Annotated in this window: 26 protein-coding genes; 12 read left to right on the top strand and 14 right to left on the bottom strand. The window is 71.2% G+C overall.

The features are described 5' to 3' along the window. Nucleotides 1-44 precede the first annotated feature (44 nt). The 4 genes from IEZ25_RS10900 (at nt 45) to IEZ25_RS10885 (ending at nt 3,878) form a co-directional block, all read left to right on the top strand. The gene (locus IEZ25_RS10900; protein WP_224748843.1) at nt 45-1,169 is read left to right on the top strand and encodes an ABC transporter substrate-binding protein; all 1,125 of its coding nucleotides are present in this window, start codon (nt 45-47) and stop codon (nt 1,167-1,169) included. Between the two features lie 116 nt (nt 1,170-1,285). After that, nucleotides 1,286-2,047, top strand: coding sequence for an ABC transporter permease (locus tag IEZ25_RS10895; RefSeq protein ID WP_318152174.1), 762 nt, complete (start codon nt 1,286-1,288; stop codon nt 2,045-2,047). Continuing rightward, entirely contained in the window at nt 2,044-2,832 is a 789-nt protein-coding gene (locus tag IEZ25_RS10890) for an ABC transporter permease (RefSeq protein ID WP_318152173.1), read from the top strand. The genes IEZ25_RS10895 and IEZ25_RS10890 overlap by 4 nt, the downstream gene beginning before the upstream one ends. Continuing rightward, nucleotides 2,829-3,878, top strand: coding sequence for an ABC transporter ATP-binding protein (locus IEZ25_RS10885; RefSeq protein ID WP_191199450.1), 1,050 nt, complete (start codon nt 2,829-2,831; stop codon nt 3,876-3,878). Before IEZ25_RS10890 ends, IEZ25_RS10885 begins: the two co-directional genes overlap by 4 nt. Before the next feature lies 1 nt (nt 3,879). Here IEZ25_RS10885 and IEZ25_RS10880 read toward each other — a convergent pair whose 3' ends face one another. After that, entirely contained in the window at nt 3,880-4,272 is a 393-nt protein-coding gene (locus tag IEZ25_RS10880) for a PLD nuclease N-terminal domain-containing protein (protein WP_191199449.1), read from the bottom strand. A 141-nt stretch (nt 4,273-4,413) separates the two neighbouring features. Here IEZ25_RS10880 and IEZ25_RS10875 point away from each other — a divergent pair, with 141 nt between their 5' ends. Both IEZ25_RS10875 and IEZ25_RS10870 read left to right on the top strand, forming a co-directional pair. Continuing rightward, on the top strand, nt 4,414-5,001 hold the full coding sequence (locus tag IEZ25_RS10875) for a TetR/AcrR family transcriptional regulator (protein WP_191199448.1): 588 nt from the start codon (nt 4,414-4,416) through the stop codon (nt 4,999-5,001). A 57-nt stretch (nt 5,002-5,058) separates the two neighbouring features. After that, nucleotides 5,059-7,362 (top strand): MMPL family transporter, encoded by a 2,304-nt coding sequence (locus IEZ25_RS10870; protein WP_191199447.1) that lies wholly within the window; start codon nt 5,059-5,061, stop codon nt 7,360-7,362. A gap of 66 nt (nt 7,363-7,428) precedes the next feature. Here the strand turns inward: IEZ25_RS10870 and IEZ25_RS10865 are convergent, their stop codons facing one another. Then, the gene (locus IEZ25_RS10865) at nt 7,429-8,190 is read right to left on the bottom strand and encodes an isocitrate lyase/PEP mutase family protein (RefSeq protein ID WP_191199446.1); all 762 of its coding nucleotides are present in this window, start codon (nt 8,188-8,190) and stop codon (nt 7,429-7,431) included. 64 nt (nt 8,191-8,254) lie between these two features. On the opposite strand from IEZ25_RS10865, the gene IEZ25_RS10860 reads away from it, so the two are divergent. Further along, nucleotides 8,255-9,337, top strand: a complete 1,083-nt coding sequence (locus IEZ25_RS10860) for a flavin-containing monooxygenase (RefSeq protein WP_191199445.1) — start codon at nt 8,255-8,257, stop codon at nt 9,335-9,337. 46 nt (nt 9,338-9,383) lie between these two features. Then, a complete protein-coding gene (locus IEZ25_RS10855) occupies nt 9,384-10,031 on the top strand; it encodes a DUF1707 SHOCT-like domain-containing protein (protein ID WP_191199444.1) in 648 nt (215 codons plus the stop codon). Nucleotides 10,032-10,124: 93 nt separating this feature from the next. Here IEZ25_RS10855 and IEZ25_RS10850 read toward each other — a convergent pair whose 3' ends face one another. The 4 genes from IEZ25_RS10850 to IEZ25_RS10835 are packed head-to-tail and all read right to left on the bottom strand — an operon-like array spanning nt 10,125 to nt 14,394. Beyond that, entirely contained in the window at nt 10,125-11,363 is a 1,239-nt protein-coding gene (locus IEZ25_RS10850) for an ABC transporter ATP-binding protein (RefSeq protein WP_191199443.1), read from the bottom strand. Between the two features lie 7 nt (nt 11,364-11,370). Next, the gene (locus IEZ25_RS10845) at nt 11,371-12,210 is read right to left on the bottom strand and encodes a carbohydrate ABC transporter permease (protein ID WP_191199442.1); all 840 of its coding nucleotides are present in this window, start codon (nt 12,208-12,210) and stop codon (nt 11,371-11,373) included. A gap of 1 nt (nt 12,211) precedes the next feature. Further along, nucleotides 12,212-13,150, bottom strand: coding sequence for a carbohydrate ABC transporter permease (locus tag IEZ25_RS10840; protein ID WP_318152172.1), 939 nt, complete (start codon nt 13,148-13,150; stop codon nt 12,212-12,214). Continuing rightward, a complete protein-coding gene (locus IEZ25_RS10835; protein ID WP_191199441.1) occupies nt 13,147-14,394 on the bottom strand; it encodes an extracellular solute-binding protein in 1,248 nt (415 codons plus the stop codon). Before IEZ25_RS10835 ends, IEZ25_RS10840 begins: the two co-directional genes overlap by 4 nt. A 192-nt stretch (nt 14,395-14,586) precedes the next feature. On the opposite strand from IEZ25_RS10835, the gene galK reads away from it, so the two are divergent. After that, the gene (gene galK / locus IEZ25_RS10830) at nt 14,587-15,681 is read left to right on the top strand and encodes a galactokinase (protein WP_318152171.1); all 1,095 of its coding nucleotides are present in this window, start codon (nt 14,587-14,589) and stop codon (nt 15,679-15,681) included. Between the two features lie 14 nt (nt 15,682-15,695). Here the strand turns inward: galK and IEZ25_RS10825 are convergent, their stop codons facing one another. After that, complete coding sequence (locus IEZ25_RS10825; protein ID WP_191199439.1) at nt 15,696-16,616, bottom strand: alpha/beta fold hydrolase; 921 nt, start codon at nt 16,614-16,616, stop codon at nt 15,696-15,698. A 90-nt stretch (nt 16,617-16,706) separates the two neighbouring features. Between IEZ25_RS10825 and IEZ25_RS10820 the strand changes: the two genes are divergently transcribed. Further along, nucleotides 16,707-17,531: an esterase/lipase family protein gene (locus IEZ25_RS10820; protein WP_191199438.1), complete on the top strand. Its 825-nt coding sequence runs from the start codon at nt 16,707-16,709 to the stop codon at nt 17,529-17,531. Here IEZ25_RS10820 and glpX read toward each other — a convergent pair. From glpX to IEZ25_RS10795, 5 genes are read right to left on the bottom strand one after another with little or no spacing between them, the layout of a single operon-like run. Further along, complete coding sequence (gene glpX / locus IEZ25_RS10815; RefSeq protein ID WP_191199437.1) at nt 17,496-18,500, bottom strand: class II fructose-bisphosphatase; 1,005 nt, start codon at nt 18,498-18,500, stop codon at nt 17,496-17,498. The two genes, IEZ25_RS10820 and glpX, sit on opposite strands and share 36 nt — an antisense overlap. Nucleotides 18,501-18,510: 10 nt before the next feature. Then, nucleotides 18,511-19,512: a sulfate/molybdate ABC transporter ATP-binding protein gene (locus tag IEZ25_RS10810; protein ID WP_318152170.1), complete on the bottom strand. Its 1,002-nt coding sequence runs from the start codon at nt 19,510-19,512 to the stop codon at nt 18,511-18,513. Beyond that, the gene (modB, locus tag IEZ25_RS10805; RefSeq protein ID WP_318152169.1) at nt 19,509-20,315 is read right to left on the bottom strand and encodes a molybdate ABC transporter permease subunit; all 807 of its coding nucleotides are present in this window, start codon (nt 20,313-20,315) and stop codon (nt 19,509-19,511) included. The genes IEZ25_RS10810 and modB overlap by 4 nt, the downstream gene beginning before the upstream one ends. Further along, nucleotides 20,312-21,103 (bottom strand): molybdate ABC transporter substrate-binding protein, encoded by a 792-nt coding sequence (gene modA, locus IEZ25_RS10800; protein WP_224748842.1) that lies wholly within the window; start codon nt 21,101-21,103, stop codon nt 20,312-20,314. Before modA ends, modB begins: the two co-directional genes overlap by 4 nt. Next, nucleotides 21,100-21,507: a TOBE domain-containing protein gene (locus IEZ25_RS10795; protein WP_191199436.1), complete on the bottom strand. Its 408-nt coding sequence runs from the start codon at nt 21,505-21,507 to the stop codon at nt 21,100-21,102. The genes modA and IEZ25_RS10795 overlap by 4 nt, the downstream gene beginning before the upstream one ends. Nucleotides 21,508-21,692: 185 nt before the next feature. On the opposite strand from IEZ25_RS10795, the gene IEZ25_RS10790 reads away from it, so the two are divergent. Then, nucleotides 21,693-22,229: a DUF4245 domain-containing protein gene (locus tag IEZ25_RS10790; protein WP_191199435.1), complete on the top strand. Its 537-nt coding sequence runs from the start codon at nt 21,693-21,695 to the stop codon at nt 22,227-22,229. A gap of 181 nt (nt 22,230-22,410) precedes the next feature. On the opposite strand, the gene IEZ25_RS10785 is transcribed toward IEZ25_RS10790, so the two are convergent. Then, nucleotides 22,411-22,638 carry an exodeoxyribonuclease VII small subunit gene (locus tag IEZ25_RS10785; protein ID WP_191199434.1) on the bottom strand — a complete coding sequence of 76 codons (228 nt, stop codon included), beginning with the start codon at nt 22,636-22,638 and terminating at the stop codon, nt 22,411-22,413. After that, the gene (xseA, locus tag IEZ25_RS10780; protein ID WP_318152168.1) at nt 22,631-23,899 is read right to left on the bottom strand and encodes an exodeoxyribonuclease VII large subunit; all 1,269 of its coding nucleotides are present in this window, start codon (nt 23,897-23,899) and stop codon (nt 22,631-22,633) included. Before xseA ends, IEZ25_RS10785 begins: the two co-directional genes overlap by 8 nt. A gap of 82 nt (nt 23,900-23,981) precedes the next feature. Between xseA and IEZ25_RS10775 the strand changes: the two genes are divergently transcribed. Next, nucleotides 23,982-24,980 carry a 4-hydroxy-3-methylbut-2-enyl diphosphate reductase gene (locus tag IEZ25_RS10775; RefSeq protein WP_191199432.1) on the top strand — a complete coding sequence of 333 codons (999 nt, stop codon included), beginning with the start codon at nt 23,982-23,984 and terminating at the stop codon, nt 24,978-24,980. Nucleotides 24,981-24,989: the final 9 nt, after the last annotated feature.

The raw sequence follows: 24,989 nt of genomic DNA, 5'->3' as shown, positions 1-24,989 counted from the left end.
CCGGCACCCCCGCCGTTCTCGGATCAGCACCCCTGGAGGTCACGTTGAACACCCGCAAGACACTCGCCTCGCTCGCGGCGATGGCGACCCTGGTCGTCGCCGCCGGCTGTGCCGCACCCGAGAAGAAGGCCGACACCACCACCGAGGGCGGGGTCGACTCGGCCACCGCCACGTCCGCCGAGGACTTCGGTGGCATGGACGAGCTCGTCAAGGCAGCGCAGGACGAGGGCGAGCTCAACGTCATCGCCCTCCCGCCGGACTGGGCCAACTACGCCGAGGTCATCTCGACCTTCGAGGACACCTACGACATCGAGGTGAACTCCGCGCAGCCCGACGCCGCCTCGCAGGACGAGATCAACGCCGCCAACGACCTCAAGGGCACCGATCGTGCACCGGACGTGTTCGACCTCGGCCAGTCGGTCGCGCTGGCCAACACCGACATGTTCGCTCCCTACAAGGTCGAGACGTTCGACGAGATCCCCGACGACTTCAAGGACGCCGACGGCACCTGGGTCAACGACTACGGCGGCTACATGTCCATCGGCTACGACTCGTCCGTCGTCCCCGACGTCACCTCGCTGGCCGACCTGATGAAGCCCGAGTTCAAGGGCAAGGTCGCGCTGAACGGCGACCCGACGCAGGCCGGCGCCGCGTTCAGCGGCGTGATGATGGCGGCCATCGCCAACGGTGGGTCCGCCGACGACATCGCCCCCGGCGTGGACTTCTTCGCCGAGCTCAAGAAGGCCGGCAACTTCCTCACCGTGGACCCCGACTCCGGCACCATCGAGCAGGGCACCACCCCGGTCGTCATCGACTGGGACTACCTCGGTGCGGCCGCTGCGGCCAACGTCGACACCTGGAAGACCGTCGTCCCCGAGGAGGCCGTCGTCGCGGGCTACTACTTCCAGGCGATCAACGCCGACGCGCCGCACCCGGCCGCCGCGCGCCTGTGGCAGGAGTTCCTCTACAGCGACGAGGGCCAGAACCTCTGGCTCAAGGGCGGCGCCCGGCCGGTCCGCGGCGACGCGATGGCCGAGGCCGGCACGATCGACGCCGAGCTCTGGGACGCGCTGCCCGAGGTCACCGGCGACCCGGTGATCCCGACCGACGAGCAGACCACGAAGGCCGGGGAGTACCTCGCTGCCAACTGGTCGAAGGCGATCCGCTGAGCACGACAGCCACGAGCGCAGGGACGGGTCGACGGCTCTCCGTCGGCCCGTCCCTCGCCCTCCTCCCGTTCCTGCTGTTCGTCCTGGTCTTCCTGGTCGTCCCGACGGTCACCGTCGTGGTCGGTGCCTTCCAGGACGTCGACGGTCGCCCGACCCTCGGCAACCTCGACGCGCTCACCAGCGAGGCCGCACTGACCGCGCTGAAGGGATCGTTGATCCTCTCCGCGTCCACGGCGGTCATCGGCGCCCTGCTCGGTGCGCTGCTGTCGTACCTGATCGTCTCGCTGCCGACCACCAGCCTCCTGCGGCGCACGACGCTCGCGATCAGCGGCGTGCTGGCCCAGTTCGGCGGTGTCGTGCTCGCCTTCGCGTGGATCGCCACGATCGGCCCGGTGGGTGTGATCACCAAGGCCGTCGACGCGGCGGTGGGCCTCGATCTCTACGGCTCCGGCTGGCTCTTCGGCTTGCCCGGCCTGGTCGTCGTCTACTGCTACTTCCAGATCCCGCTGATGGTCATCGTCTTCGCCCCCGCCTTCGAGGGCCTGCGTCCCCAGTGGCGTGAGGCGGCGGTCAACCTCGGTGCCTCGACCTGGACCTACTGGCGTCACGTCGCGATCCCGCTGCTGACACCGGCCTTCCTCGGCGCGACGCTGCTGCTCTTCGCCAACGCGTTCGCGGCCTACGCCACCGCGGCCGTGCTGGTCAGCCAGGGTCAGCCGATCGTGCCGCTGCTCATCCGCCAGGCCATCACCAGCGAGGTCCTGCTCGGCCAGGCCAACGTCGGCTTCGCGCTGGCTCTCGAGATGATCGTCGTGGTGACGATCGTGATGATCGGCTACAACGTGCTGCTCAAGCGGACCTCGAGGTGGATGAGGTGACGCCGACCCGTGGTTTCACGGCGCTCCGCGCCACCCTGCTCCTGGTCTTCGCGGCCTACTTCTTCGTGCCGCTGCTGGCGATGTTCGACTTCTCGACCCAGCGCCGCGGCAGCGCAGAGGGACGCACGTGGGACAACTGGCAGCTGATGATCTCCGACGAGGACCTCCGCTCCTCGATCCTCGCGTCGCTGCTGCTCGCGCTGTTCACGGTCGTGCTGATGGTCGCGCTGCTCGTGCCCACCATGGTGTGGGTGCGGCTGCGGGTCCCGGGGGCGAGACGGCTCATCGAGTTCCTGTGCCTCCTGCCGCTGACCATCCCCGCGCTGGTGATCGTGGTGGGCATCAGCAACGTCTACTCCTGGGTGACCTACCTGCTCGGCGACTCCCCGCTGGTCCTCACCTTCGCCTACGTCGTCCTCGTGCTGCCCTACTCGTACCGGGCGATCGACTCGGCCCTCTCCGCGATCGACGTCGCCACGCTCGCGGAGGCCGCCCGTTCCCTCGGCGCCGGCTGGCCCACCGTCATCCTGCGCATCGTCATGCCCAACATCACCGGCGGCATCCTGGGGGCCGCCTTCATCTCGGTCGCGCTGGTGATGGGGGAGTACGTCTTCGCGTCCCTGCTGCACTTCGACACCCTGCCGGTGGCGATGGCCGCGCTCAACAAGAGCGACACTCCCGCAGCCATGGCGGCCGCGCTCGCCTCGATGATCTTCGTCGTCCTGCTGCTCATGGCGCTCACGCTCCTGAGCCGGGACCGCCACAAGCAAGGAGCCTCTTCATGACCGACGTCAGCGCCGAGCGGGGTCTCGCGGTCGAGCTGTCCGACCTGACGCGCGTGTACGGCGAGGTGCGGGCCCTCGACGGGCTCACCCTCCGCCTCGAGCCCGGTGAGCTGGTCTGCCTGCTCGGCCCCTCGGGCTGCGGCAAGACGACGGCCCTGCGCATCCTCGCCGGCCTCGACCACCCGACCAGCGGCACGGTGTCGGTGGGCGGGAAGGACCTCACCCGGGTGCCGGCCAACAAGCGCGACATGGGGATGGTGTTCCAGGCCTACAGCCTGTTCCCCCACATGACGGTGATCGACAACGTCGCCTTCGGCCTCAAGCTGCGTGGCAGGAGCGGCGCGTCGAGGCGCACCCGCGCGGGCGACATGCTCGACCTCGTGGGCCTGGGCCAGCACGCCGACCGCTACGCCCACCAGCTCTCCGGTGGCCAGCAGCAACGCGTCGCCCTGGCCCGCGCGCTCGCCATCGAGCCGTCCGTGCTGCTCCTCGACGAGCCGCTCTCCGCGCTCGACGCCAAGGTCCGGGTCCAGCTCCGCGACGAGATCCGGCGGGTGCAGATCGAGGTCGGCACGACGACCCTGTTCGTCACCCACGACCAGGAGGAGGCGCTCGCCGTCGCCGACCGGGTCGGGGTGATGAACGCGGGCCGGCTCGAGCAGCTGGCGCCTCCGGCCGAGCTCTACTCCTCGCCGGCCAGCCAGTTCGTCGGCGAGTTCGTCGGCCTCAGCAACCGGATCCCGGCCGAGGTGCAGGGTGGCTCGGCCACGGTGCTGGGACAGGCCGTCCCGGTGCTGGCGGGCTCGGGCACGGGCTCGGGCCACGCTCTGGTGCGCCCGGAGGCGCTCTCGGTCGTCGCGGACGAGTCGGGCCACGCCACGGTCACGACCGTGCAGTTCCTCGGTCCGCTGTCGCGGGTCACCTGCACCCTCGTCGACGGCACCGACGTGGTCGCCCAGCTCGCCAGCTCGGAGGCGCTGCGGCTCGAGCCCGGCCTGCGCGTACGCCTCGAGGTGGCGCCGTCGCCCGTCCTGGTGGTCGCCTGACTCAGGCCGTGGGCCGGTCCGGCTCGGCCCCGCCCTCGCCCGCCTCGCGCTGCTTCTGCTCGCGTGCCCTGCGTCGCTGCTCCTCGGCGCGCTCGCGCACCTTCTTGAGGAACTCCTCGTCGGCCGCGGCGTCCGCGGCCGCGAAGCGCCCCGGTCGGTCGTACTCCGGGAAGGCGCTCGCGCTGCGCTCGTGGGGCCCGGTGCGGCGGGCGATGCGGACCGGACGACCGGCAGCGAGCCAGGCGATCGACCCCACGAACGGGAAGAACAGGATCAGCACGATCCACCACACGCGCGACAGGTTGCGCACCTCGTCCTCGCGGCTGGAGATCGCCTCCACCGCGCAGTAGATGCTCAGCACGAGTGGGACGAGGAAGAACAGCAGTCGAAGCATCGAGACCCCCGCAGGTCGGCCCGACCGGGGCCGCGGACGGCGAGCCCGACCCGCCGCCGCGGCAGCGTAGCGCGGGATCGTCGTACGAGGACGGACCTCGCGAATTTGCACCATCAGACCAAGAGTGCAAAAATGCACTACATGCCCGATAGTGCAAACAAGCGTCGTGGTCGACGCGGGACCGAGCTTCGCATCGTCGATGCCGCGCAGGGTCTTGCCGACGAACGCGGCAGCATCGACGGCTTCACGATGGACGAGCTCGCGGACGTCGCCGACGTCTCGCGCCGCACCCTGTTCAACTACTTCCCGAGCAAGGTCGACGCGATCCTCGGACCCGAGCTCGACCTCACCTCCGCACCCCTCGACGTCTTCCGGTCGGGAGGGCCGCACGGCGACCTGATCGACGACCTCCAGGCGCTGGTGCTGGCGCTGCTCGAGACGGAGGACGTCGACCCGGCCGCGATCCAGCGCTTCGACCGCATCGTGCACGCCAACCCGGCCCTGCTGGTCCACCTCAAGGAACGCATGCGGCGGCTCGCGGCCAACCTCGTCGAGGCCGCCGTCCAGCGGCCCGGGGGCGACCTGCAGGCGCGCGACGTCCAGGTCGCGGTCGCCGTGCTCGGCAGCGTCTGCGAGGTCGCCGTCACCGCGTTCGCCGACGACCCCGAGCAGGACTTCGCCCAGCTCATCGTCGACGGCATCGCCACGGTCCGCCGCCTCTTCGGCTGATCCCACGCACCACCCGCCCGATCCAACGCACGCACCACTCAACGGGGGAAACCTTCCATGGCACGTCTGCTCCACCGCCTCGGCCGTACGGCCTACCGGCGCTGGTACGTCTTCATCGCCGCCTGGCTCGTCGCCCTGGTCGCGGTCGGCTTCACCGCCACCGCGATCAGCAAGCCGATGACCGACGCCTTCTCGATCCCGGGCATCCCGTCGGAGAAGGCCGCCGACCTGCAGGCCGAGCTCTTCCCGGGCTCGGTCGACGCCTTCGACCAGGCCGGCATCACGGTCGTCGTCGCCGCGCCCGAGGGGCACACTCTCGCCGAGGAGCCGTACGCCGGCCAGGTGAGCGACCTCGTCGCCGAGCTGGCCGACCTCCCGCAGGCGCCGGCCGCCGACACGATCCTCGACCCGGTGACCGCGGCCGAGGCCCAGGAGCAGCAGATGGTCGACGCCGTCGTCGACGGCGGGGGCGACGAGGCACAGGCGCGGGAGAACTTCGCCGCGCTGTCACCGCTGTCCGAGGACGGACGGATCGGCACGATCACCTACGCTCTCGACGTCGACCAGGTCACCGACGTCGAGCCCACCACGGTCGAGGCGATCAAGGAGGCCGTCGCCGGCGCGAACGCCGATGGCCTCACCGCCGAGGTCAACGGCTCCGGGCTCCTCGCGCAGCTGGAGGGCGGGTCCTCCGAGCTGATCGGCATCGGTGTCGCGGTCGTCGTGCTGCTCATCGTCTTCGGCTCCGTCGTCGCGGCGGGGATCCCGATCATCACCGCGCTCATCGGCCTCGGCACCGGCCTGCTCGGCGTCGTCGGTGCGACCGCCTTCGTCGACATCGGCTCGAGCACGCCGATCCTGGCGAGCATGATCGGGCTGGCGGTCGGCATCGACTACGCACTCTTCATCCTCGCCCGCTACCGCAGCGAGCTCGACCACACCGACGACCGCGCGGAGGCGATGGGCATCGCCACCGGCACCGCCGGCTCGGCCGTCGTCTTCGCCGGCCTGACCGTGCTCATCGCGCTCTCGGCCCTGTCGGTCGTCGGCATCCCGTTCCTGACGAGCATGGGGCTCGCGGCCGCCGGCACCGTCCTGGTCGCCGTCCTGGTCGCGCTCACCCTGCTCCCCGCGGTCCTCGGCATGCTGAAGTCGAAGGCCTTCGGCGGTCGGGTCCGCCGCTACCGCCCGCAGCGCGACGAGAAGGGCCGGGTGCTCAACAACGGCGTCCGCTGGTCCCGCCTCGTCGGCCGGGCCCCGATCGCCGCGATCCTGCTCGTCGTCGTCGGCCTCGGCGCGCTCGCCGTACCCGTCGCGAACCTGCACCTGGCCTTCCCGGCCGACTCCACCGCGTCACCGGAGACCACCCAGCGTCGGGCCGCGGACCTGGTCGCCGAGGGCTTCGGCCCCGGTCGCCAGGGCCCGCTCGTGGTCGTCGTCGACGCTCGTGACGTGGCCGCGGACGACCGCGGCGCGGCGTTCGGTGAGGTCGTCGACTGGGCCGCCGGCATGGAGGGCGTGGTCAACGCGCAGGTCGTCGCCACCAACGAGGAGGGCACCGGTGCGCAGGTGATGATCACGCCCGCCACGGGGGCGGACGAGGTCGCCACCGAGGACCTGCTGCACGAGCTGCGCGACGGCCAGTCCGCCGTCGAGTCCGAGACCGGCACCACGACCGGTGTCACCGGCATCACCGCGATCCAGGCCGACGTCTCGGAGAAGCTCGCCGACGCCCTGCCGGTCTACCTCGCCGTCGTCATCGGGCTCGCGTTCCTGCTCCTGATGCTGGTCTTCCGCTCGATCCTGGTGCCGCTCACCGCCACCCTCGGCTTCCTGCTGTCCGTGCTCGCCACGCTCGGCGCGACGGTGCTGGTCTTCCAGGAGGGCATGTTCGGGATCGTCGAGGGCGCGCCGCTGGTGTCGTTCATGCCGATCTTCCTGATCGGCGTGGTCTTCGGCCTGGCGATGGACTACCAGGTCTTCCTCGTCACCCGGATCCGTGAGGCGCACGTCCACGGTGCGTCCACCCGCGAGGCCGTCGTCGACGGCTTCCGCAACTCCGCGCGCGTCGTCTCGGCCGCGGCGATCATCATGACCTCGGTCTTCGCCGCCTTCATGCTCACCGACGAGCCGATCATCAAGTCGATGGGCTTCGCGCTCGCCGTCGCGGTGCTCTTCGACGCCTTCATCGTGCGGATGGTGCTCATCCCGGCCCTGCTCTACCTGATGGGTGAGAAGGCCTGGTGGCTGCCGAGGTGGCTCGACCGACTGATGCCGACGATCGACGTCGAGGGCGAGTCGCTCGACCGCGGCCACGTCTCGGACCAGTGGCGCGAGAAGCAGCCCGAGCTGGTCGGCTGAGACCGCACCTGCGCGCACGTCATGGCGGGTTGTCGCTCCGGCGGCCGCCCACCATGACGTCGTGGGCTACCTCCAGGGAGCCACGAGGGCGGTCAGGTCGGGAGCGAGCTCCTTCATCAGCAGCGGGCCGAACGTCACCCGGTGGACGCCCATCACCTGCAGGTCCTCGAGGGAGCCGGCGGGGGAGCCGGAGCGCGGGTTGGCGGTGACGTTGACCGGTCCGTCGAGGCGCTCGAGGATCGCCTGCAGGGTCGCGGCGTCGGGGACCCGCACCGGATAGCTGCTCCGCGAGCCGGCCGCCTCGCACGCCGTCATCCGTGCGAGCACCTCGGCGAGCGGGTCCTCGAACTGGCCGTCCTTCATGAACACGTCCGTGCGGGCGTTGATCACCAGGTCGACCCCGGCCGCGTCGGCGGCCTGGCGGATGCCGCCGATGTAGTCGGCGTGCTCGGCGACCTCGCGCAGCCGCCCGCCCTCGGAGTGCACGGTGTCCTCGATGTTGATGCCGACCGCGCCGGCCTCGAGCAGGCGCTCGACCAGCTCGGCGGGTGCGGTGCCGTAGCCGGACTCCATGTCGGCGCTGACCGGGACGTCCGGCACGGCCGCACAGACACGTCGTACGCCGTCGAGGGCGTCGTCGATCGTCATGCCCTCGTTGTCGGACTGCCCGCGGGAGTCGGCGAGCGGGTGGCTGCCGACGGTCAGGGCCCGGAAGCCGGCCTCGGCGACGACGCCGGCGGACCAGGCGTCCCACACGGTCGGAAGGACCAGCGTGGTGCCGGTGTGGTGGAGGTCGAGGAGGGTGGTGGCACGAGTGGCGATGTCCATGCTCCGAGGCTGCCACGCCACTGGTCGCGGGCATAGGGCCGGACCGACAGGTGTTGCGGATGACATGGAGGTCCTCGACTCGCTCGTCATCGGCGCCGGACAGGCCGGTCTCGCGGCGTCGTACTTCCTGCGCGAGCGTCGCATCGACCACGTCGTGCTCGACGCCAACCCCCAGGCCGGCGGGGCCTGGCAGCACCGCTGGGCGTCACTGACCATGGCCGACGTGCACGGCGTGGCCGACCTGCCCGGCTCGCCGGCACCGACCCGCTCGGGTGCGGCGGCCAACGTCGCCGTGCCCGACTACTTCGAGGGCTACGAGCGCTGGCACCACCTGCCCGTCCTCCGACCGGTGCGCGTCGACCGCGTCGAGAGCGAGGGCGACCTGCTCGCCGTCCACGCCGACGACCGCTCCTGGTGGACCCGGACGCTGATCAACGCCAGCGGCACCTGGACCCGACCGTTCGTGCCGTTCTATCCCGGCATCTCCTCGTTCGGCGGCGAGCAGGTGCACACCGCGCACTACCCGGGCGCGGAGCACTTCCGTGGCAAGCGGGTGCTCGTGGTCGGTGGCGGTGCCTCGGCCGTCCAGTTCCTCGGCGAGCTCGCGCCGGTGACCGACACCCTCTGGGTGACCCGGCGTCCGCCGGTCTGGCGCGAGGAGCTCGACGCCGACGCCGGACTGGCCGCGGTCACCGCGGTCGAGGAGCGCGTACGCCGCGGGCTCCCGCCGGCGAGCGTGGTCAGCGTCACCGGGCTGGCGCTGCGGCCGCAGGAGCAGGAGGCGGCCCGGCTCGGCGCCTACGACCGGCTGCCGATGTTCGACCGGATCGAGGTCGACGGGGTGCGGTGGTCCTCCGGCCGCGACGATCGCTTCGAGCGGGTCGACGCGATCCTCTGGGCGACCGGCTTCCGACCGGCGGTCGACCACCTCGGGCCGCTCGGCCTGCGGACCTCTGAGGGCGGCATCGCGCTCGTCCCGGTGCGCGGCAACGTGCAGGGCGCCACCACGACGGTGGTCGACCCGCGGGTGCAGCTCGTGGGTTACGGACCCTCGGCGAGCACCATCGGCGCCTCGCGCGCCGGACGACAGGCGGCGCTCGCCGTCTCGCGACTCCTGGCAGCCGACCGCGAGGACGCAGCGGGCTGACGCCCGTCATGGGTGCAGCGGCCCGCGGCTGGATATGGTGAGCGGCATGGGGGAGATCGAGAACCGCCCGCACGACCCGTCGCAGATGCGCATCTCCGACGCCGACCGCCAGCGCGTCGCCGACGTGCTCCGGGACGCTGCGGGGGAGGGCCGCATCGACCTCGACGAGCTCGAGGAGCGCCTCGAGCTGACCTGGCAGGCCAAGACCTACGGCGAGCTCGTGCCGATCACGCTCGACCTCCAGGCGACCGGACCGGTGGCCCCACCGGCCGCGTCGCCCGTGCGCCGTCCGCACCCGCACGTGCCCGCGGTCGGCCACGCGTCCTCGACCGCGATCATGGGTGAGACCAAGCGTCAGGGCCTCTGGTCGGTGCCCGAGCACCACAGCGCCTTCGCCCTGATGGGCTCGGTCGTCATCGACCTGCGGCAGGCGCAGCTGGAGTCCCAGCACACCCAGATCAACGCCAGCTCGATCATGGGCGAGGTGAAGATCATCGTCCCGGCCCACGTGCACGTGGTCGTCGACGGGACGCCGATCATGGGCGAGTTCACCCAGCAGAAGGACAAGGTCGAGGCCGACCTCGGACCCGACTCACCCGTCGTGCGCGTGCGGGGGATGGCGCTGATGGGCTCGGTCAACGTCCAGCGCCAGCCGGCCCCGGGCACGCCGAAGAAGTTCCTCGGCTCCTACTGAGCTCCTCGAGGCACCTGCGGCACGAGGCCCCGGAAGCATCGCTCCCGGGGCCTCGTGGTTCCGCGCCGACCTGCGGGGCCGGACAGGTGGTGGCTAGACGGCGTCTTGCTCCTCGCCGATCTCCTCGGCCTTCGCCATGGCGTTGCCCCCGGGGATGATGCCGGCGTTGTCGGCGTCCATCGTGAGGTTCTCGCCCGTGGCGGGGTCGAACAGGTGGATCTTGCGGGCGTCGACCCAGATGGTCGCCTCGTCACCCTCGCTGACGCGGCTCGCACCGTCGAGGGAGACCACGAGCTGGGTGCGCAGCGACTCCCCGTCGAGGTCCTTCTCGAGCTGGGCGAGCTGCTCGCGCACCTCGGTCGGCGCCTCGAACGGGATGTAGGCGTAGGCCTCGTTGCCCAACCACTCCACGACGTCGACCTTGGCCTTGAAGGTGGCCTCGTCGGTCACCTTGTCCTTGTCGACGACGTCGGCGTCCTCGAAGTGGTCGGGCCGGATGCCCGCGATGAGCAGGCCCTTGCCCTGGGCCTTGGCGGCCTTGTCCTCGGGGATGGTCACCGTGCCGAACGGGAGCTCGACCTGGTTGCCCTTGACGTTGGCCGGCAGGAAGTTCATCGGCGGCGAGCCGATGAAGCCGGCGACGAAGAGGTTGGCCGGGTTCTCGTAGAGCTCACGCGGGGTGGCGTGCTGCTGGAGCACGCCTCGCTTCAGCACCGCGACGCGGTCGCCCAGCGTCATCGCCTCGGTCTGGTCGTGGGTGACGTAGACCGTGGTGATGCCCAGCCGCTTCTGCAGGCGCGAGATCTCGGTGCGCATCTGGCCGCGGAGCTTGGCGTCGAGGTTGGAGAGCGGCTCGTCGAAGAGGAACGCCTCGGCGTCGCGCACGATCGCGCGACCCATGGCGACGCGCTGGCGCTGGCCACCCGACAGGTTGCCGGGCTTGCGCTCGAGGTGCTCGTCGAGCTCCAGCGTCTTCGACGCCTCGCGCACCTTCTCGTCGATCTCCGACTCGGGCTTGCCCGCCAGCCGCAGCGGGAACGCGATGTTCTCGTAGACGGTCAGGTGGGGGTAGAGCGCGTAGTTCTGGAAGACCATCGACAGGTTGCGCTCGCGAGGTGCGAGGTCGTTGACCTTCTTGCCGCCGATGACCATGTCGCCGCCGGTGATGTCCTCCAGCCCCACGATCATCCGCAGCAGCGTCGACTTCCCGCAGCCCGAGGGGCCGACGAGGATGAGGAACTCGCCCTCCTCCACGTCGATGCTCACGTCGTTGACGGCGGGGAACCCGTCGCCGTACTGCTTGACGATGTTCTTCATCTGAATGCCAGCCATGAGCTGATCACCCCTTCACTGCGCCGGAGGTGAGGCCGGCGACGATCTTGCGCTGGAACAGCAGGACAATGACGATGATCGGAATCGTCGAGACGACGGCTCCAGCGGCCAGCAGCGACGCCGGCCGGTTGAACGGGTCGGACCCCACGAAGAACGACAGGGCCGCCGGGATCGGTCTGGCGTTCTCCGTCGACGTCAGCGAGATGCCGAAGACGAAGTCGTTCCACGCGAAGAAGAACGTCAGGATCGCCGCGGTGAACACGCCGGGTGCGGCGAGCGGGACGATCACCTTGCGGAAGGCCTGCCACGACGTGGCGCCGTCGACCTGGGCGGCCTGCTCCATCTCCCACGGGATCTCGCGGAAGAAGGCGGACAGGGTCCAGATCGCGAGCGGCAGCGTGAAGGACATGTAGGGGATGATCAGGCCCGGCCAGGTGTCGTAGATGCCGAAGGTGCGCCACATGTCGAACAGCGGCCCGACCAGCGACACGACCGGGAACATCGCGATGACGAGGGCGAGCGTGAGCACGAACCTCTTCCCCGCGAACTCCAGCCGCGCGATGGCGTACGCCGCCAGGGTGGCGATGATGACCGACAGTCCCGTCGCGATCAGCGAGATCCCGATGGAGTTGAAGATCGCCCGGCGGAACTGCTCGTCGGCGAGCACGTCGGCGTAGTTCTGCCAGCCCGCGCCGCCGCCCGAGGACGGGAGGAAGCCCGGGCTGCCGTTGGTGATGGCCTCCTGGCTCTTGAACGACAGCGACACGATCCACGCCACGGGCAGCAGGCACCACAGCAGGATGAGGATGGCGCCGATCACGACGCCGATGCGGTTCTTGGTGCTCATCTCAGCCCTCCTGCCGTGCGGCGGCCAGGTCGACGCGGAAGATCTTCACGATCAAGAAGGCGATCAGCAGCACCGAGAGGAACAGCAGCACCGAGAGCGCCGACCCGATCCCGAGCTGGAACTGCTCGATGACTTGTCGGTAGGTGAGGAACGAGACCGACTCGGTGCCCTGGGCACCGGCCGTCATCACGAAGATGTTGTCGAAGATGCGGTAGGCGTCGAGGGCGCGGAAGAGCACCGCGACCATGATCGCCGAGCGCATGTTGGGCAGGATCACCTTCCACAGCCGCTGCCACCAGGTGGCACCGTCGACCTTCGCGGCCTCGAGCATGTCCTCCGAGACCTGTGCCAGACCGGCGAGGAGCAGCAGGGACATGAACGGCGTGGTCTTCCAGATCTCGGAGACCATGATCGCGATGATGCCGCTGCTGTACTGGCCGAACCAGTTGAAGTCGTCGCCGATGAAGGGCAGCCAGCCGTTGACGAAGCCGTTGGAGTTGCTGAACGCGAACTGCCAGGCGAAGCCGGAGACGACGGTGATGATGCCGTAGGGGATCAGGATCGAGGTCCGGATGACGCCGCGGGCGAAGATCACCCGGTGCATCACCATCGCGAAGATGAAGCCGATGACCAGCTCGATCGCGACCGTGACCACCATGATCAGCACGGTGTTGGCGGTGTCGCGCCAGAACAGGCTGTCGGTCAGCGCGGTGACGTAGTTGGACAGACCGATGAACTTGCGCTCGTCGGGCGCGGTGAGCGAGTAGTTGAACAGGCTGAGGTAGAGCGCCCGCAGCATCGGGAACGCGGTCACCAGCAGCATCAGGAAGATGGCCGGGGCCACCAGCCTGATGCCGAGGCTGTTCTCGGCCCGCGAACGGTCGCTCACGTCCGCGCGCTTGCCCCGCTTGACGTCCGGGGCGACGGTCGTCGCAGTCACAGGAGCCTCTTTCCTGCCAGGACCTGGCTGAGGAACTCGGCCGACTTCTGCGGGGTCGAGTCCGGGTTCACCGAGGTCGGGGAGTGCCAGACCGACTGCACGGCGCTGGAGATCTGGCTGTAGAACGGGCTCTTGGGCCGCGCCCCGCCCTCGTCGACGCTGGTGCGGTAGAGCTCGAGGAGGTCCTCGGGGAAGTCACCGGTGGCGGCGACCTTCTCGTAGGCCGAGTTGGTCGACGGCATCAGCCCGTCGTTGACCGCCAGGTCGACCTGCGCCTCGGTGGAGGTGATGCACTGCGCCGCCTCCATCGCCCAGTCGGGGTGCTCGGAGTAGGCGCCGACCCCGATGTCGATGCCACCGATCGGGGGCTTGGACTCCTCGCCCGCGACGGTCTGCGGGTAGCGCGCCCACCCGAGGTCCTCGAACTCCTGCTCGTCGGCCGGGCCGCCCGGCTTGCCGACCAGGCCCTTGTAGTTGGCGTAGACGAAGGTCCAGTTGACCATGAACTCACCGGGGCCGCTGGCCGGGAACATCTGCCCGAGGCTGGTGCCCTCGTTGGAGACGGTGAAGTCGGGCTGCTTGGCATTGCTGTCCGCGAGCTTCTGGATGACCGCGGCCGCGTCCTTGCCGGCCTGGCTGTCCAGGTCGACCTTGGCGTCTCGACCCGCCTCGGTGTCGCTGACGATGTCACCGCCGGCGCCCTGCATCAGGGCGTTGATCCACACGACGTAGGCCTCGTACTTGTTGGCCTGCACGCCGACCGTGCCGCCCTCCTTGTCGGCCGCGTCGATGACCTGGTCCCAGGTCACCGGCTGGCTCATGTCGAGGCCGGCGGCCTCGGCCAGCGACTTGCGGTACCAGAGGACCTGGGTGTTGGCCCACAGCGGGAGCGCGTAGACGCCGTCGTCCCACGTGACCGTGTCGGCGGCACCCTCGAGGTAGTCGCCGCCGTCGGTGATGTCGGAGGCGACGTCGTCGGCCACCTTCTGCAGCCACCCGGCGTTGGCGAACTCGGCCACGAAGACCGGGTCGAGGTTCATCAGGTCGGTGGAGGAGTCGCCGGCCGCCAGTCGTCGCGCGAGCTGGGTGCGCTGGTCGGTGGCGCTGGCCGGCAACAGCTGGACCGCGATGTCGTACTGGTCGGTGCTGCACTCCTCGGCGTACGTGCGGAAGGTGTCGACCCCGTCGGGGTTCACGTACCAGTTGAGCGTCGGTGTGTCGTCGCCTCCACCGCAGGCGGACAACAGGCTTCCTGCAAGGGCGAGAGCGGCCACCGAACCGGCGATCCGCCTTCCCCCTGGGCGACCGCGTGGTCGGGTCGATCGTGATGTCATGCGCCCCTCCTATGTATGACGTCGATCACTGGTCTATCGGCAACGGCTAGGGTTTGGCAACCGACCCCCGCCTTAGGAATGAGCCACCGAGATGACCCCCTCGTGAGTCGCTGGTTTGCGCCCGGACGCATCAACCTGATCGGCGAGCACACCGACTACAACGACGGCTTCGTGCTGCCGATGGCGCTGGCGATGGGGTGCACGACGACGGTGTCCGCGCCCGCCTCGGGATGGTCGGTCGGCTCGGCCCAGCAGCCGGGTGCCGAGGTCCGCGTGACGCCCTCGGGGATGTCCGGTCGCGACGAGGTGCCCGGGTGGGCGACGTACGCCCTCGGGGCCCTGTGGCTGCTCCACGACGACGGCGTCGACGTGCCGCCCCTGCGGATCGACCTCGACTCCGACGTCCCCACGGGGGCAGGGCTCTCGTCGTCGGCGGCGCTGGTGTGCTCGGTGGTCTGCGCGCTCGACGAGCACCTCGGCCTGGATCTCGGGGCCGCCGGACTGCTCGACCTGAGCCGTCGGGTGGAGAACGACGCGGTCGGTGCCCCGACCGGCGGGATGGACCAGCTCGCCAGCCTGCGCGGCGAGGCCGGGCACGCGCTGTTCTGCGACATGCGCGACCTGACGTCGCGCTCGGTGCCCTTCGATCCCGCCGCGTCGGGGCTGAGCCTGCTCGTCGCCGACACCAACGCCCCGCACCGCCACGCGGACGGCGAGTACGCCGCGCGCCGCGCCGGCTGCGAGGAGGCCGCGCGACGGCTCGGGGTGCCCGCACTGCGCGACGTCGCCGGGGCCGACCTCGAGGCCGCCCTGGCGCGCCTCGAGGACGAGGAGCTCCGGCGCTACGTCCGTCATGTCGTCACCGAGGACGACCGGGTGGTCTCCGCGGTCGAGGTGCTGAGCGCCGGGCGACTCGAGGACCTCGGGCCGCTGCTCACCGACTCCCACGCCTCGATGCGCGACGACTTCCGGATCACCGTGCCGGAGGTGGACAGCGCGGTCGAGGCGTTCGTGGGGGCCGGTGCGCTCGGCGCCCGGATGACCGGCGGTGGCTTCGGCGGCTGCGTGATCGCGTTGGTGCCCGACGCAGATGTCGACGCCGCGCGCGAGGGCGTACGCCGTGCTGCCGCCGAGGCCGGGCACCCCGAGCCGACGCTCTTCACGGCCACCGCCGAGCCCGGGGCTCGGCGCCTCTGACCCGCTTGTCGGGCTCAGGCCCGGTCGGCGGTGCGCCTGATGGCGGCCACGAAGTCGTCGAACAGCGCGGACGGCAGGTCGTGGCCCATCCCGTCGACCGTCACCAGCTCCGCGCCGGGGATCGCGGCGGCGGTCGAGCGGCCACCGCTGACGTGCACCATCTTGTCGGCGGTGCCGTGGATGACGAGCGAGGGGACCTGCAGGCGGCGCAGGCGCGGAGTGCGGTCCGGCTGGGTCAGGATCGCCAGCATCTGGCGCATCATCCCGTTGGCGCTGTAGCCCCGGTCGAAGGTCTCGCCCGCGCGCTCGACCAGCCGCTCGGGCGGCGTCGGCCAGGCGATCGAGCCGATGACGTTCCAGAACGCCACGCTGGTCTCGACGTAGGACTCCCGGCCCGGCTTGCGCGGGGCGAGGAGCGCCGGGATGATCCGCGGGTCCTGCCAGCCGACCGTCCGACGCCCGGTCGTGGACATGATGCTGGTCAGCGAGCGCACCCGGCTCGGGTGCTCGACGGCGACCGTCTGGACGATCATGCCGCCCATCGAGATCCCCGCGACGTGCGCGGACTCCCAGCCGAGGTGGTCCATCAGGGCCACGGCGTCGCCGGCCAGGTCGCTCATCGAGTACGGCGCGGTGGCGCGGCGCCCGCCGAACGCGCGGACGATCTGGCCGCGGGTCACCCGCGCCTGGATGCGCGTCGAGCGACCCGAGTCACGGTTGTCGTAGCGCACGACGTGGAACCCTGCCCCGGCCAGCATCCGGCAGAGGTCGGCGTCCCACCAGGTCATCGGGCCGCCGAGCCCCATCACCAGCAGCAGAGGGTCTCCGTCGGGGTCGCCGAAGGTCTGGTAGCACAGCTCGACCTCACCGCCCACGGGCGCGAACAGCTCCTCGGAGACGACGGGCGCCTCGGTGGGGCGGCGTGACGACGACATGGCCCCAGTGAACACGACGTCATCCCCAAAACAACGCAAAGTGACTGACATCCCCCGTTCGCAGGGGCCTTCGGGCTAGGTTCGGTCGTTGTGACGCAGCGCACAGTGGCGACGTTCCTGACGCCCGAGGGCTTCTCGCAGCCCTCGGTGGTCGGCGTGCTGCGCGAGGGCCGCGTCGTCTCGGAGGCCGGTCGCTACGCCGTCCACGCGCTCGGTGCCCGCCGTCGTACGCCCTACGCCTCCCACGCGCCCCGGTTCAGCGAGCCGGTGCTGCTGGTCCCGGGCTTCGCCGCCGGTGACTCGTCACTGGCCCCGATGAGCCGCGCGCTCAGGCGCGAGGGCTTCCGCACCTACCGAGCGGACATCCGGGCCAACGTGGGCTGCACGGTGGCCGCCTCCGGGCAGCTCGAGGAGCGCCTCGAGGAGATCTCGCTGCGGCGCGGCTCGCGGGTGCGGATCGTCGGGCACAGCCTCGGCGGGATGCTGGCCCGCGGTCTGGCCGCGCGGCGTCCGGACCTGGTCGCCGGGATCGTGACAATGGGAAGCCCGATGCTGGCACCGGGTGCGCACCACGTCTCGCTGGCCCGCACCGTCGACCTGCTGGTCCGGCTCAACCGTGCCGGGATGCGCCACCTGATGGCGGAGGACTGCGTGGCGGGTCTCTGCGCGCGGGCGAGCCTCGACCAGGCGCGTGCGCCGCTCTCCGACGACGTCGACTTCACCGCTGTCTTCTCCCGCCGCGACGGCATCGTCGACTGGCGTGCGTGCATCGACCCGGTCGCCACGGCCGTGGAGGTGCGCTCCTCGCACGTCGGCATGGCCTTCGATCCCGCGGTCCTCGCCGCGGTCTCGGCCGCCCTCCGCCCGCGGGCGGCGACGTCAGTTGTCGAAGTCGATCGTGGAGAGAGCGCGTAGCTTCGAGAGGTGGTGCTCGGCGGTGATCGAGCGCACCGTCCCGCTGCGCGAGCGCATCACCAGCGAGTGCGTCGTCACGCCGTCGCCTCGGTAGCGCACGCCCCGCATCAGCTCGCCGTCGGTGATGCCGGTGGCCACGAAGAAGGCGTCGTCGCCGGTGACCAGGTCGTCGGTGCCGAGCACGAAGTCGGCGTCGAGGTTGTGACCCGCGTCGAGGGCGCGCTGCCGCTCGTCGTCGTCCTGCGGCCAGAGCTTGCCCTGGATCTTGCCGCCGATGGACTTCATCGCGCAGGCGGCGATGATGCCCTCCGGGGTGCCGCCGACGCCGAGCATCAGGTCGATGCCGGTGTCGGGGCGGGCGGCCATGATCGCGCCGGCCACGTCGCCGTCGGTGATGTACTTGATGCGGGCCCCGGTCTCGCGGATGTCCTCCACGAGCTGGGCGTGGCGCGGCCGGTCGAGCACCACGACGGTGACGTCGTGGATGGAGATCGCCTTGGCCTTGGCCACCCGCGCGATGTTCTCCTTCACCGGCAGCCGGATGTCGACCACGTCGGCGGCCTCGGGGCCGGTGGCGAGCTTGTCCATGTAGAACACCGCGCTCGGGTCGTACATCGTGCCGCGCGGCGAGACGGCCAGCACGGCGATGGCGTTGTTCATGCCCTTGGCGGTCAGGGTGGTGCCGTCGATCGGGTCGACCGCGACGTCGCACTCGGGTCCGGTGCCGTCGCCGACCTCCTCGCCGTTGAAGAGCATCGGCGCGTTGTCCTTCTCGCCCTCGCCGATGACGACGGTGCCCCTCATGCCGATCGTGGAGATCATCTCGCGCATCGCCTCGACGGCGACGCCGTCGGCGTCGTTCTTGTCGCCGCGACCCACCCAGCGGCCGGCAGCCATGGCGGCGGCCTCGGTGACCCGCACCAGCTCGAGGGCGAGGTTGCGGTCGGGCTTCGGTGCGGCGGCGCTCATGGCGCACAGGCTAGCGGCCGGTGCCGCCCGCCCCGGCACGCGCTCCGTAGCGGCTGACGGCGGTCGCCTTGGTCGAGAGCCAGACCTCGGCGCCCGGCACCAGGCCGAGCTCGGTCGCGGCTGCGGGAGTCACGTCGGCGAGCAGGTCGGGGGAGGCGTGCACCAGCAGTCGTACGGCGTCTCCGTGCGGCGCGAGGGTGGCGATCGGGCCGTGCCAGCGCAACCGGGTGGACCCCTCCGGCTCGGTGCGTGAGACCACGACGGCGTCGGGGGTGAACGCCATCAGGTCGTCGCCGTCGGCGACCAGGTTGAGCCCGACGAGGCGGGCCACGTGGGCCGTCCGCGGCTCGGCCGCGACCTCGGCCGGCGGGCCGACCTGGGCGACCTGGCCCTCGTCGAGGACCAGCACCCGGTCGGCGAGCGTGAGCGCGTCGATGGCGTCGTGCGTGACGAGCAGCGCGATGCCCGGGAAGTCGCGCAGGTGCTGGCCGAGCTCGATGCGCAGCGCCATCTGCACCGAGACGTCGAGGCCGGTGAAGGGCTCGTCGAGGAGCAGCACGTCGGGGTCGGTGGCCAGTGCGCGGGCGATGGCCACGCGCTGGGCCTGGCCGCCGGACAGCTCGCGCGGGCGGCGCTCGGCGAGGTCACCGATGCGGAAGCGCTCCAGCCACTCGCGCGCGACGGCCCCGGCGGCCGCCTTCGACTCGCCGCGGGCGCGCAGCCCGAAGGCGACGTTGTCGACCGCGGAGAGGTGGGGGAACAGCAGCTGCCCCTGGAAGACCAGCCCCACGCGCCGCTCGCGCACCGGGGTCGCGAGCAGGTCGGTGTCGCCGAGCCGCGCGTGACCGGTCACGTCGACCAGGCCGGCGACGGCGTGCAGCAGGCTGCTCTTGCCGGCGCCGTTGGGGCCGATGATGGCCATCACCTCGCCCGGCGCGGCGGTGAAGGCGGCGCGGACGCGACCGGCGACGTCGAGGTCGGCCACCAGCGAGGAGCCCAGCGGCGTCCTCACGGCGTACCGAGCCAGTGGTCGCGCAGCGCGACGAGCACGCCGATGGAGACCACGAGCATGACGAGGCTCAGGGACAGAGCGGCGTCCGCGTCGGACTGCCGGGCGACGTAGATGAGGGTGGGCATCGTCTGGGTGCGGCCGGGGTAGTTGCCGTTGAAGGTGATGGTCGCGCCGAACTCCCCGAGCGAGCGGGCCCAGCCGAGCACGGTGCCGGCGATGACGCCGGGCAGCGCGAGCGGCACGGTGACCCGGCGGAAGGTCGTCCAGCGGGTCGCGCCGAGCGTCGCGGCCGCCTCGTCGAACCTCGGGTCGGCCGAGCGGAGCGCTCCCTCGATGGCGATCACCACGAACGGCATGGAGACGAAGACGTGCGCCAGCACGACGCCGTACGCCGTGAAGGGGAACGCGAAGCCGGTCCACTCGAGCAGCGGCGCGCCGATGACCCCCGTGCGGCCGAACGCGCTGCGCAGCGCGACACCCGCGACGACGGGGGGCAGGACGAGCGGCACCGTGACGAGCGCGCGCAGGGCGCCGCGGCCCCGGAAGTCGACGCGGGCCAGCAGCCACGCCAGCGGCAGTCCGAGCAGCAGGCAGAGCACGATGGCCACCGTCGAGGTGACGAGCGACAGGCGCAGCGCCTCGAGCGCCACCTGCGAGGTCAGGTGGCCAGGCAGGGCCTGCCAGTTGGTGGCCGCGACCATCGCCACCAGCGGGACGAGCAGCAGCAGGGTGGCGAGCGCCGCCGGCACCATCAGCAGCGCGGGTGGCCTGCCCAGCCGGTCGCGGGTGGTGCGAGCCCTCACGGGCTGCCGAAACCTGCGTCGGCCAGGATCTTCTGGCCCTCCTCCGACGTCACCCACGTCACCCAGTCTGCCGCGAGGTCGGCGTTCTCGGCCTGCTCCAGCGACGTCACGTAGTAGGAGGTGAGCTCGTCCTCCGCGCCCGGGATCTCGATGGCCTCCACGTCGTCGCCCGCGGCCACGGCGTCGGTGGAGTAGACCAGACCGGCGTCCGCCTCGCCGGAGATCACCTTGTCGAGGGTGGCGCGCACGTCCTCCTCGAGGCTGGCCGGCTCGGCGGTGATGTCGTTGTCCTCGAGCACGGCGAGGGCGACCTTGCCGCAGGGCACCTCGTCGGCGCAGCGCACCCAGGTCGCGCCGTCGAGGTCGTCGAGCGACTCGATGCCGGCCGGGTTGCCCCTCGGCACGACGATGGTGAGCACGTTGGTCGCGAAGGTCTCGACGTCACCGGTGACACTGGCGTCCTCGGCGATCTGCATCGAGGTCTCGTCGGCGGTGGCCAGGATGTCGCCCGGAGCACCGTCGACCGCCTGCTCGGCGAGGTCGGTGCTGGATCCGAAGGAGACGGAGACGTCCGCGCCGTGCTCCTCCTCGAACGGCGTCGCGAGCTGGGCGAACACGTCGGTCAGCGAGGCCGCTGCGAGCACGGTCAGGCTGCCGCCGGTGTCACCGCCACCGGCGCTGCTGTCGTCCGACGCCGTCCCCGAGTCGTCGCTCCCGCAGGCCGCGAGGGGGAGGAGCAGGCTGAGCATGACGGCCGGGAGCCACTGCTTGCGGGGACGGGACTTCATGACGGGACCTCCACGACGACGTTGGTTGACTTCACACTGGCGATGGCTCGTACGCCCGGCTCGAGGCCGAGCTCGTCCGCCGCGTCGCTGCTCATCAGCGACACGACGCGGTAGGGGCCGCAGATCATCTCGACCTGGGCCATCACCTCGTCGCGCTTGACCCGGGTGACGATCCCGCTCATGCGGTTGCGCGCGCTGACCGTGCTGGCCTTGGTGCGGTCGCGCTCGGCGACCTCGCCCGACTCGGCGAGCTGCTCGGCGAGCTCTGCGAGGTCGACCCCCGACACGGTCGTACGACCGTCGAGGTGCTGGGCCGCGATCCGGCCGGCGTCGACCCAGCGGCGCAGGGTGTCGTCGCTGACCGCGAGGATCTCGGCCGCCTCCGCGATTCGGTAGGTGATCACGCGGGAAGTATGCCGCACCTACGGGTCTCTGTGCGCTCCCGGTGCCGCTCGTGCGGTTCTCCGGCTGATTATCGCCAGCCGCTGTAACGCCGGGTTAGGTGCTCTACCCACCCCGCTGCAGCAGGGTGGGTAGAGCACCTAACCCGGCGTTACAGCGCTGGGTGTCGGCTGGGAGGATGGCGGGCGTGAGTGAGCAGCCGAGTCGTTACACCCGCTCGTTCAGCGGCATGACCGGCGCCCTGATCGTCACCGTCGTCGCGGTGCTGGCCTTCGTGGCCTGGCGCGGGCTGTTCCGCGGTGACGTCGACGACACCCCCACGCCGGTCGACTGGCAGGCGAGCGTCACCCTCGCCGAGAACGCAGACATGCAGGTCGTGCACCCCCGCGAGCTGCCGGCCGGATGGACGGCTACCAGCGTCGACCTGGTCGCGGTCGGGGACCAGCGATGGGGCCTCGGCGTGCTCACCGACGAGGGGAAGTTCGTCGGCATCCGCCAGGAGGACACCTCCGTCGACGACCTCGTCGAGCGCTACGTCGACGAGAAGGCCGATGCCGGTGACGACGCCACCGTGCCCTCGGAGATCACCGACACCTGGCAGACCTGGTCGGACGCCGGGGGCGACCACGGGTTCTCCACCGAGCTCGGCGACGACGCGGTCCTGGTCTACGGTTCGGCGCCCGTCGCGGACATCGAGACCTTCATCGGGCTGCTGACGCGCTGATCCCGTCGCCCCGCTCCGCGCGCTGATCCCGGCGCCCCGCTCGTGGCGGTGAGTGAGACACGTTTCGCGGGGTGATTTCCTGCGTCACTCACCGCTGGGTCGGACTCGCGCGTTCGAGCGGTGAGTGAGACATGCTCCCGGCGCCGAGAACCTGCGTCACTCACCGCCCGCGCGGCAGTGATCAGTCGGCGGGCTCGGTGCCCATCGCGTCGTCGAGGCGCTTGCGGGCGCCGTCGAGCCACGCCTGGCAGACCTTGGCCAGCGCCTCGCCGCGCTCCCAGAGCGCGAGCGACTCCTCGAGGGTGGTGCCTCCGGCCTCGAGGGTGCGGACCACCTCGACGAGCTCCTCGCGGGCCTCCTCGTAGCTGAGCCGGTCGGGCGTGGGCTGGTCCGGGGCGGCGTCACTCATCGGGGTCCTCCTCGGCGGTGCCGACTGTGGTGGGGCTGGCTGCTTCGATGCGATCAGTGGTGGCGTGGACGCGACCGTCCGCCACCCGGACGGAGACCGCGGCCCCGACGGTGGCTTGCGCGACCGAGGTGACGACGTGCCCGTCGGCGTCCTGGAGGACGGCGTAGCCACGCTGGAGCGTGGCCAGCGGGGAGAGCGACTGCGCGCGTGCGCGCTGGTGGCCGATGTCGTCGGCGGCCCGGTCGAGGCGGTGGGAGAGCGTACGTCGAGCGCGCGTCAGCAGGTCGTCGAGCTCGTCGGACCTCGCGGAGAGCAGGTTGCGCGGGTCGGCCATCGCCGGCCGCGAGCGGACCTGCACCAGCCACTCCTCCTCGCGCGCGATGCGCTGGGTGATGACCTGACGCAGCCGGTCGCGGGCCCACGTCACGCCGTGGGCCTCCTCGGCCATGTCGGGGACGACCAGCTTGGCGGCGTCGGTCGGGGTGGAGGCGCGTACGTCGGCGACGAGGTCGAGCAGCGGCTGGTCGGGCTCGTGGCCGATCGCGGAGACCACGGGCGTACGCAGGCCGTGGACGGCGCGGATCAGCGCCTCGTCGGAGAAGGGGAGCAGGTCCTCGATCGATCCACCTCCGCGGGCGACGACGATGACGTCGACGTCCGGGTGGTGCTCGAGCCGCTCGAGCGCCCCGATGACCTCGGCGGCCGAGCGCTGCCCCTGCATGGCGGCGTACGCCACCTCGAACCGCACGGCGGGCCAGCGACGGCGGGCGTTCTCCAGGACGTCGCGCTCCGCGGCGCTGTTGGGGGCGGTGACCAGGCCGACACAGCCGGGGAGGAAGGGCAGGTCGCGCTTGAGCTCGGGCGCGAAGAGCCCCTCGGCGGCGAGCAGCTGTCGGCGTCGTTCGAGCCGGGCGAGCAGCTCGCCGAGACCGACCATCTTGATCTCGCGGGCGGCCAGCGAGAACGAGCCCCGGTTGGCGTAGAAGGTGGGCCGGGCGTGCACGACGACGCTGGCGCCCTCGACGAGGGGAGGGTTCATCGAGTCGAAGAGCGAGCGGGCGCAGGTGAGGGTGACCGAGATGTCGGCCACGGTGTCGCGCAGCGTCATGAAGACGGTCTGCATCCCCGGGCGCCGGTTGACCTGCGCGATCTGGCCCTCGACCCAGACGCCGCCGAGCCGGTCGATCCACTGCGAGACCGCGTTGGCGACGGCCCGCACCGGTGCCGGGGACTCGGCCGTGGCGTCGCGGAGGGAGGGCACGCGGCGAGGATAGGCGAGAGGACGGACAGAGGCGGCCGTGGACTGGGAGTGGCGGGCACGGCCGGCCCGTAGACTCGCACCCATGACGACCGACCTCGGCCTGCCCCCGGTGCTCGACCCGGAGACCGCGAAGAACGTGCTGCTGGCGGCGCCGCGCGGCTACTGCGCCGGCGTCGACCGCGCCGTGATCACCGTGGAGAAGGCCCTCGACCTCTACGGCTCGCCGGTCTACGTCCGCAAGCAGATCGTGCACAACAAGCACGTGGTGGCCAACCTCGAGTCGCGCGGCGCGATCTTCGTCGAGGAGCTCGACGAGGTGCCCGAGGGCCAGACGGTCGTCTTCTCCGCCCATGGCGTCAGCCCCGCGGTGCACTCCCAGGCCGCCGAGCGCGGCCTCAAGACCATCGACGCCACCTGCCCGCTCGTGACGAAGGTCCACCACGAGGCCCGGCGCTTCGCGAGCGACGACTACGACATCCTGCTCATCGGCCACGAGGGCCACGAGGAGGTCGAGGGCACCGCCGGCGAGGCGCCCGAGCACATCCAGCTCGTCCAGAGCCCCGCCGACGTCGCGGGCATCGTCGTGCGCGACCCGGCGAGGGTCGCCTGGCTCTCGCAGACGACGCTCAGCGTCGACGAGACGCTGGAGACGGTCGCCGCGATCCGGGAGAAGTTCCCGCTGCTGCTCGACCCGCCCAGCGACGACATCTGCTACGCCACCCAGAACCGCCAGCTCGCCATCAAGGAGATCTCCGAGAGCGCCGACCTCGTGATCGTCGTCGGCTCGCGCAACTCCTCGAACTCGGTCCGGCTCGTCGAGGTCGCGCTCGAGGCGGGCGCGAAGGCGTCCTACCTCGTCGACGACCACACCGAGATCGACGAGGCCTGGCTCGACGGCGTCGCGACCGTGTCGGTCACCTCGGGCGCCTCCGTCCCGGAGGACCTGGTCGAGGGCGTGCTCGCCTTCCTCGCCGAGCGCGGCTTCCCCGACGCGAAGGCGGTCCACTCCGCCGAGGAGTCCCTGATCTTCGCGCTGCCTCCCGAGCTGCGGCGCGACCTGCGGGCCGCGCAGAAGGCGTGAGGACGGGTC

The organism is Nocardioides hwasunensis (genome assembly GCF_014779665.1).
In the GTDB taxonomy this organism is placed as follows: domain Bacteria; phylum Actinomycetota; class Actinomycetes; order Propionibacteriales; family Nocardioidaceae; genus Nocardioides; species Nocardioides hwasunensis.
The sequence above is the reverse complement of the archived record's forward strand: the minus strand, read 5'-3'. Positions and strand labels throughout refer to the sequence as shown.

Excerpts from the sequence above, each read along its gene's own strand:
- IEZ25_RS10885 (WP_191199450.1), top strand. The coding sequence starts at position 2,829 with ATGACCGACGTCAGCGCCGAGCGGGGTCTCGCGGTCGAGCTGTCCGAC.
- IEZ25_RS10880 (WP_191199449.1), bottom strand. The coding sequence starts at position 4,272 with ATGCTTCGACTGCTGTTCTTCCTCGTCCCACTCGTGCTGAGCATCTAC.
- IEZ25_RS10875 (WP_191199448.1), top strand. The coding sequence starts at position 4,414 with ATGCCCGATAGTGCAAACAAGCGTCGTGGTCGACGCGGGACCGAGCTT.
- IEZ25_RS10870 (WP_191199447.1), top strand. The coding sequence starts at position 5,059 with ATGGCACGTCTGCTCCACCGCCTCGGCCGTACGGCCTACCGGCGCTGG.
- IEZ25_RS10865 (WP_191199446.1), bottom strand. The coding sequence starts at position 8,190 with ATGGACATCGCCACTCGTGCCACCACCCTCCTCGACCTCCACCACACC.
- IEZ25_RS10860 (WP_191199445.1), top strand. The coding sequence starts at position 8,255 with ATGGAGGTCCTCGACTCGCTCGTCATCGGCGCCGGACAGGCCGGTCTC.
- IEZ25_RS10855 (WP_191199444.1), top strand. The coding sequence starts at position 9,384 with ATGGGGGAGATCGAGAACCGCCCGCACGACCCGTCGCAGATGCGCATC.
- IEZ25_RS10850 (WP_191199443.1), bottom strand. The coding sequence starts at position 11,363 with ATGGCTGGCATTCAGATGAAGAACATCGTCAAGCAGTACGGCGACGGG.
- IEZ25_RS10845 (WP_191199442.1), bottom strand. The coding sequence starts at position 12,210 with ATGAGCACCAAGAACCGCATCGGCGTCGTGATCGGCGCCATCCTCATC.
- IEZ25_RS10825 (WP_191199439.1), bottom strand. The coding sequence starts at position 16,616 with ATGTCGTCGTCACGCCGCCCCACCGAGGCGCCCGTCGTCTCCGAGGAG.
- glpX (WP_191199437.1), bottom strand. The coding sequence starts at position 18,500 with ATGAGCGCCGCCGCACCGAAGCCCGACCGCAACCTCGCCCTCGAGCTG.
- modA (WP_224748842.1), bottom strand. The coding sequence starts at position 21,103 with ATGAAGTCCCGTCCCCGCAAGCAGTGGCTCCCGGCCGTCATGCTCAGC.
- IEZ25_RS10785 (WP_191199434.1), bottom strand. The coding sequence starts at position 22,638 with ATGAGTGACGCCGCCCCGGACCAGCCCACGCCCGACCGGCTCAGCTAC.
- IEZ25_RS10775 (WP_191199432.1), top strand. The coding sequence starts at position 23,982 with ATGACGACCGACCTCGGCCTGCCCCCGGTGCTCGACCCGGAGACCGCG.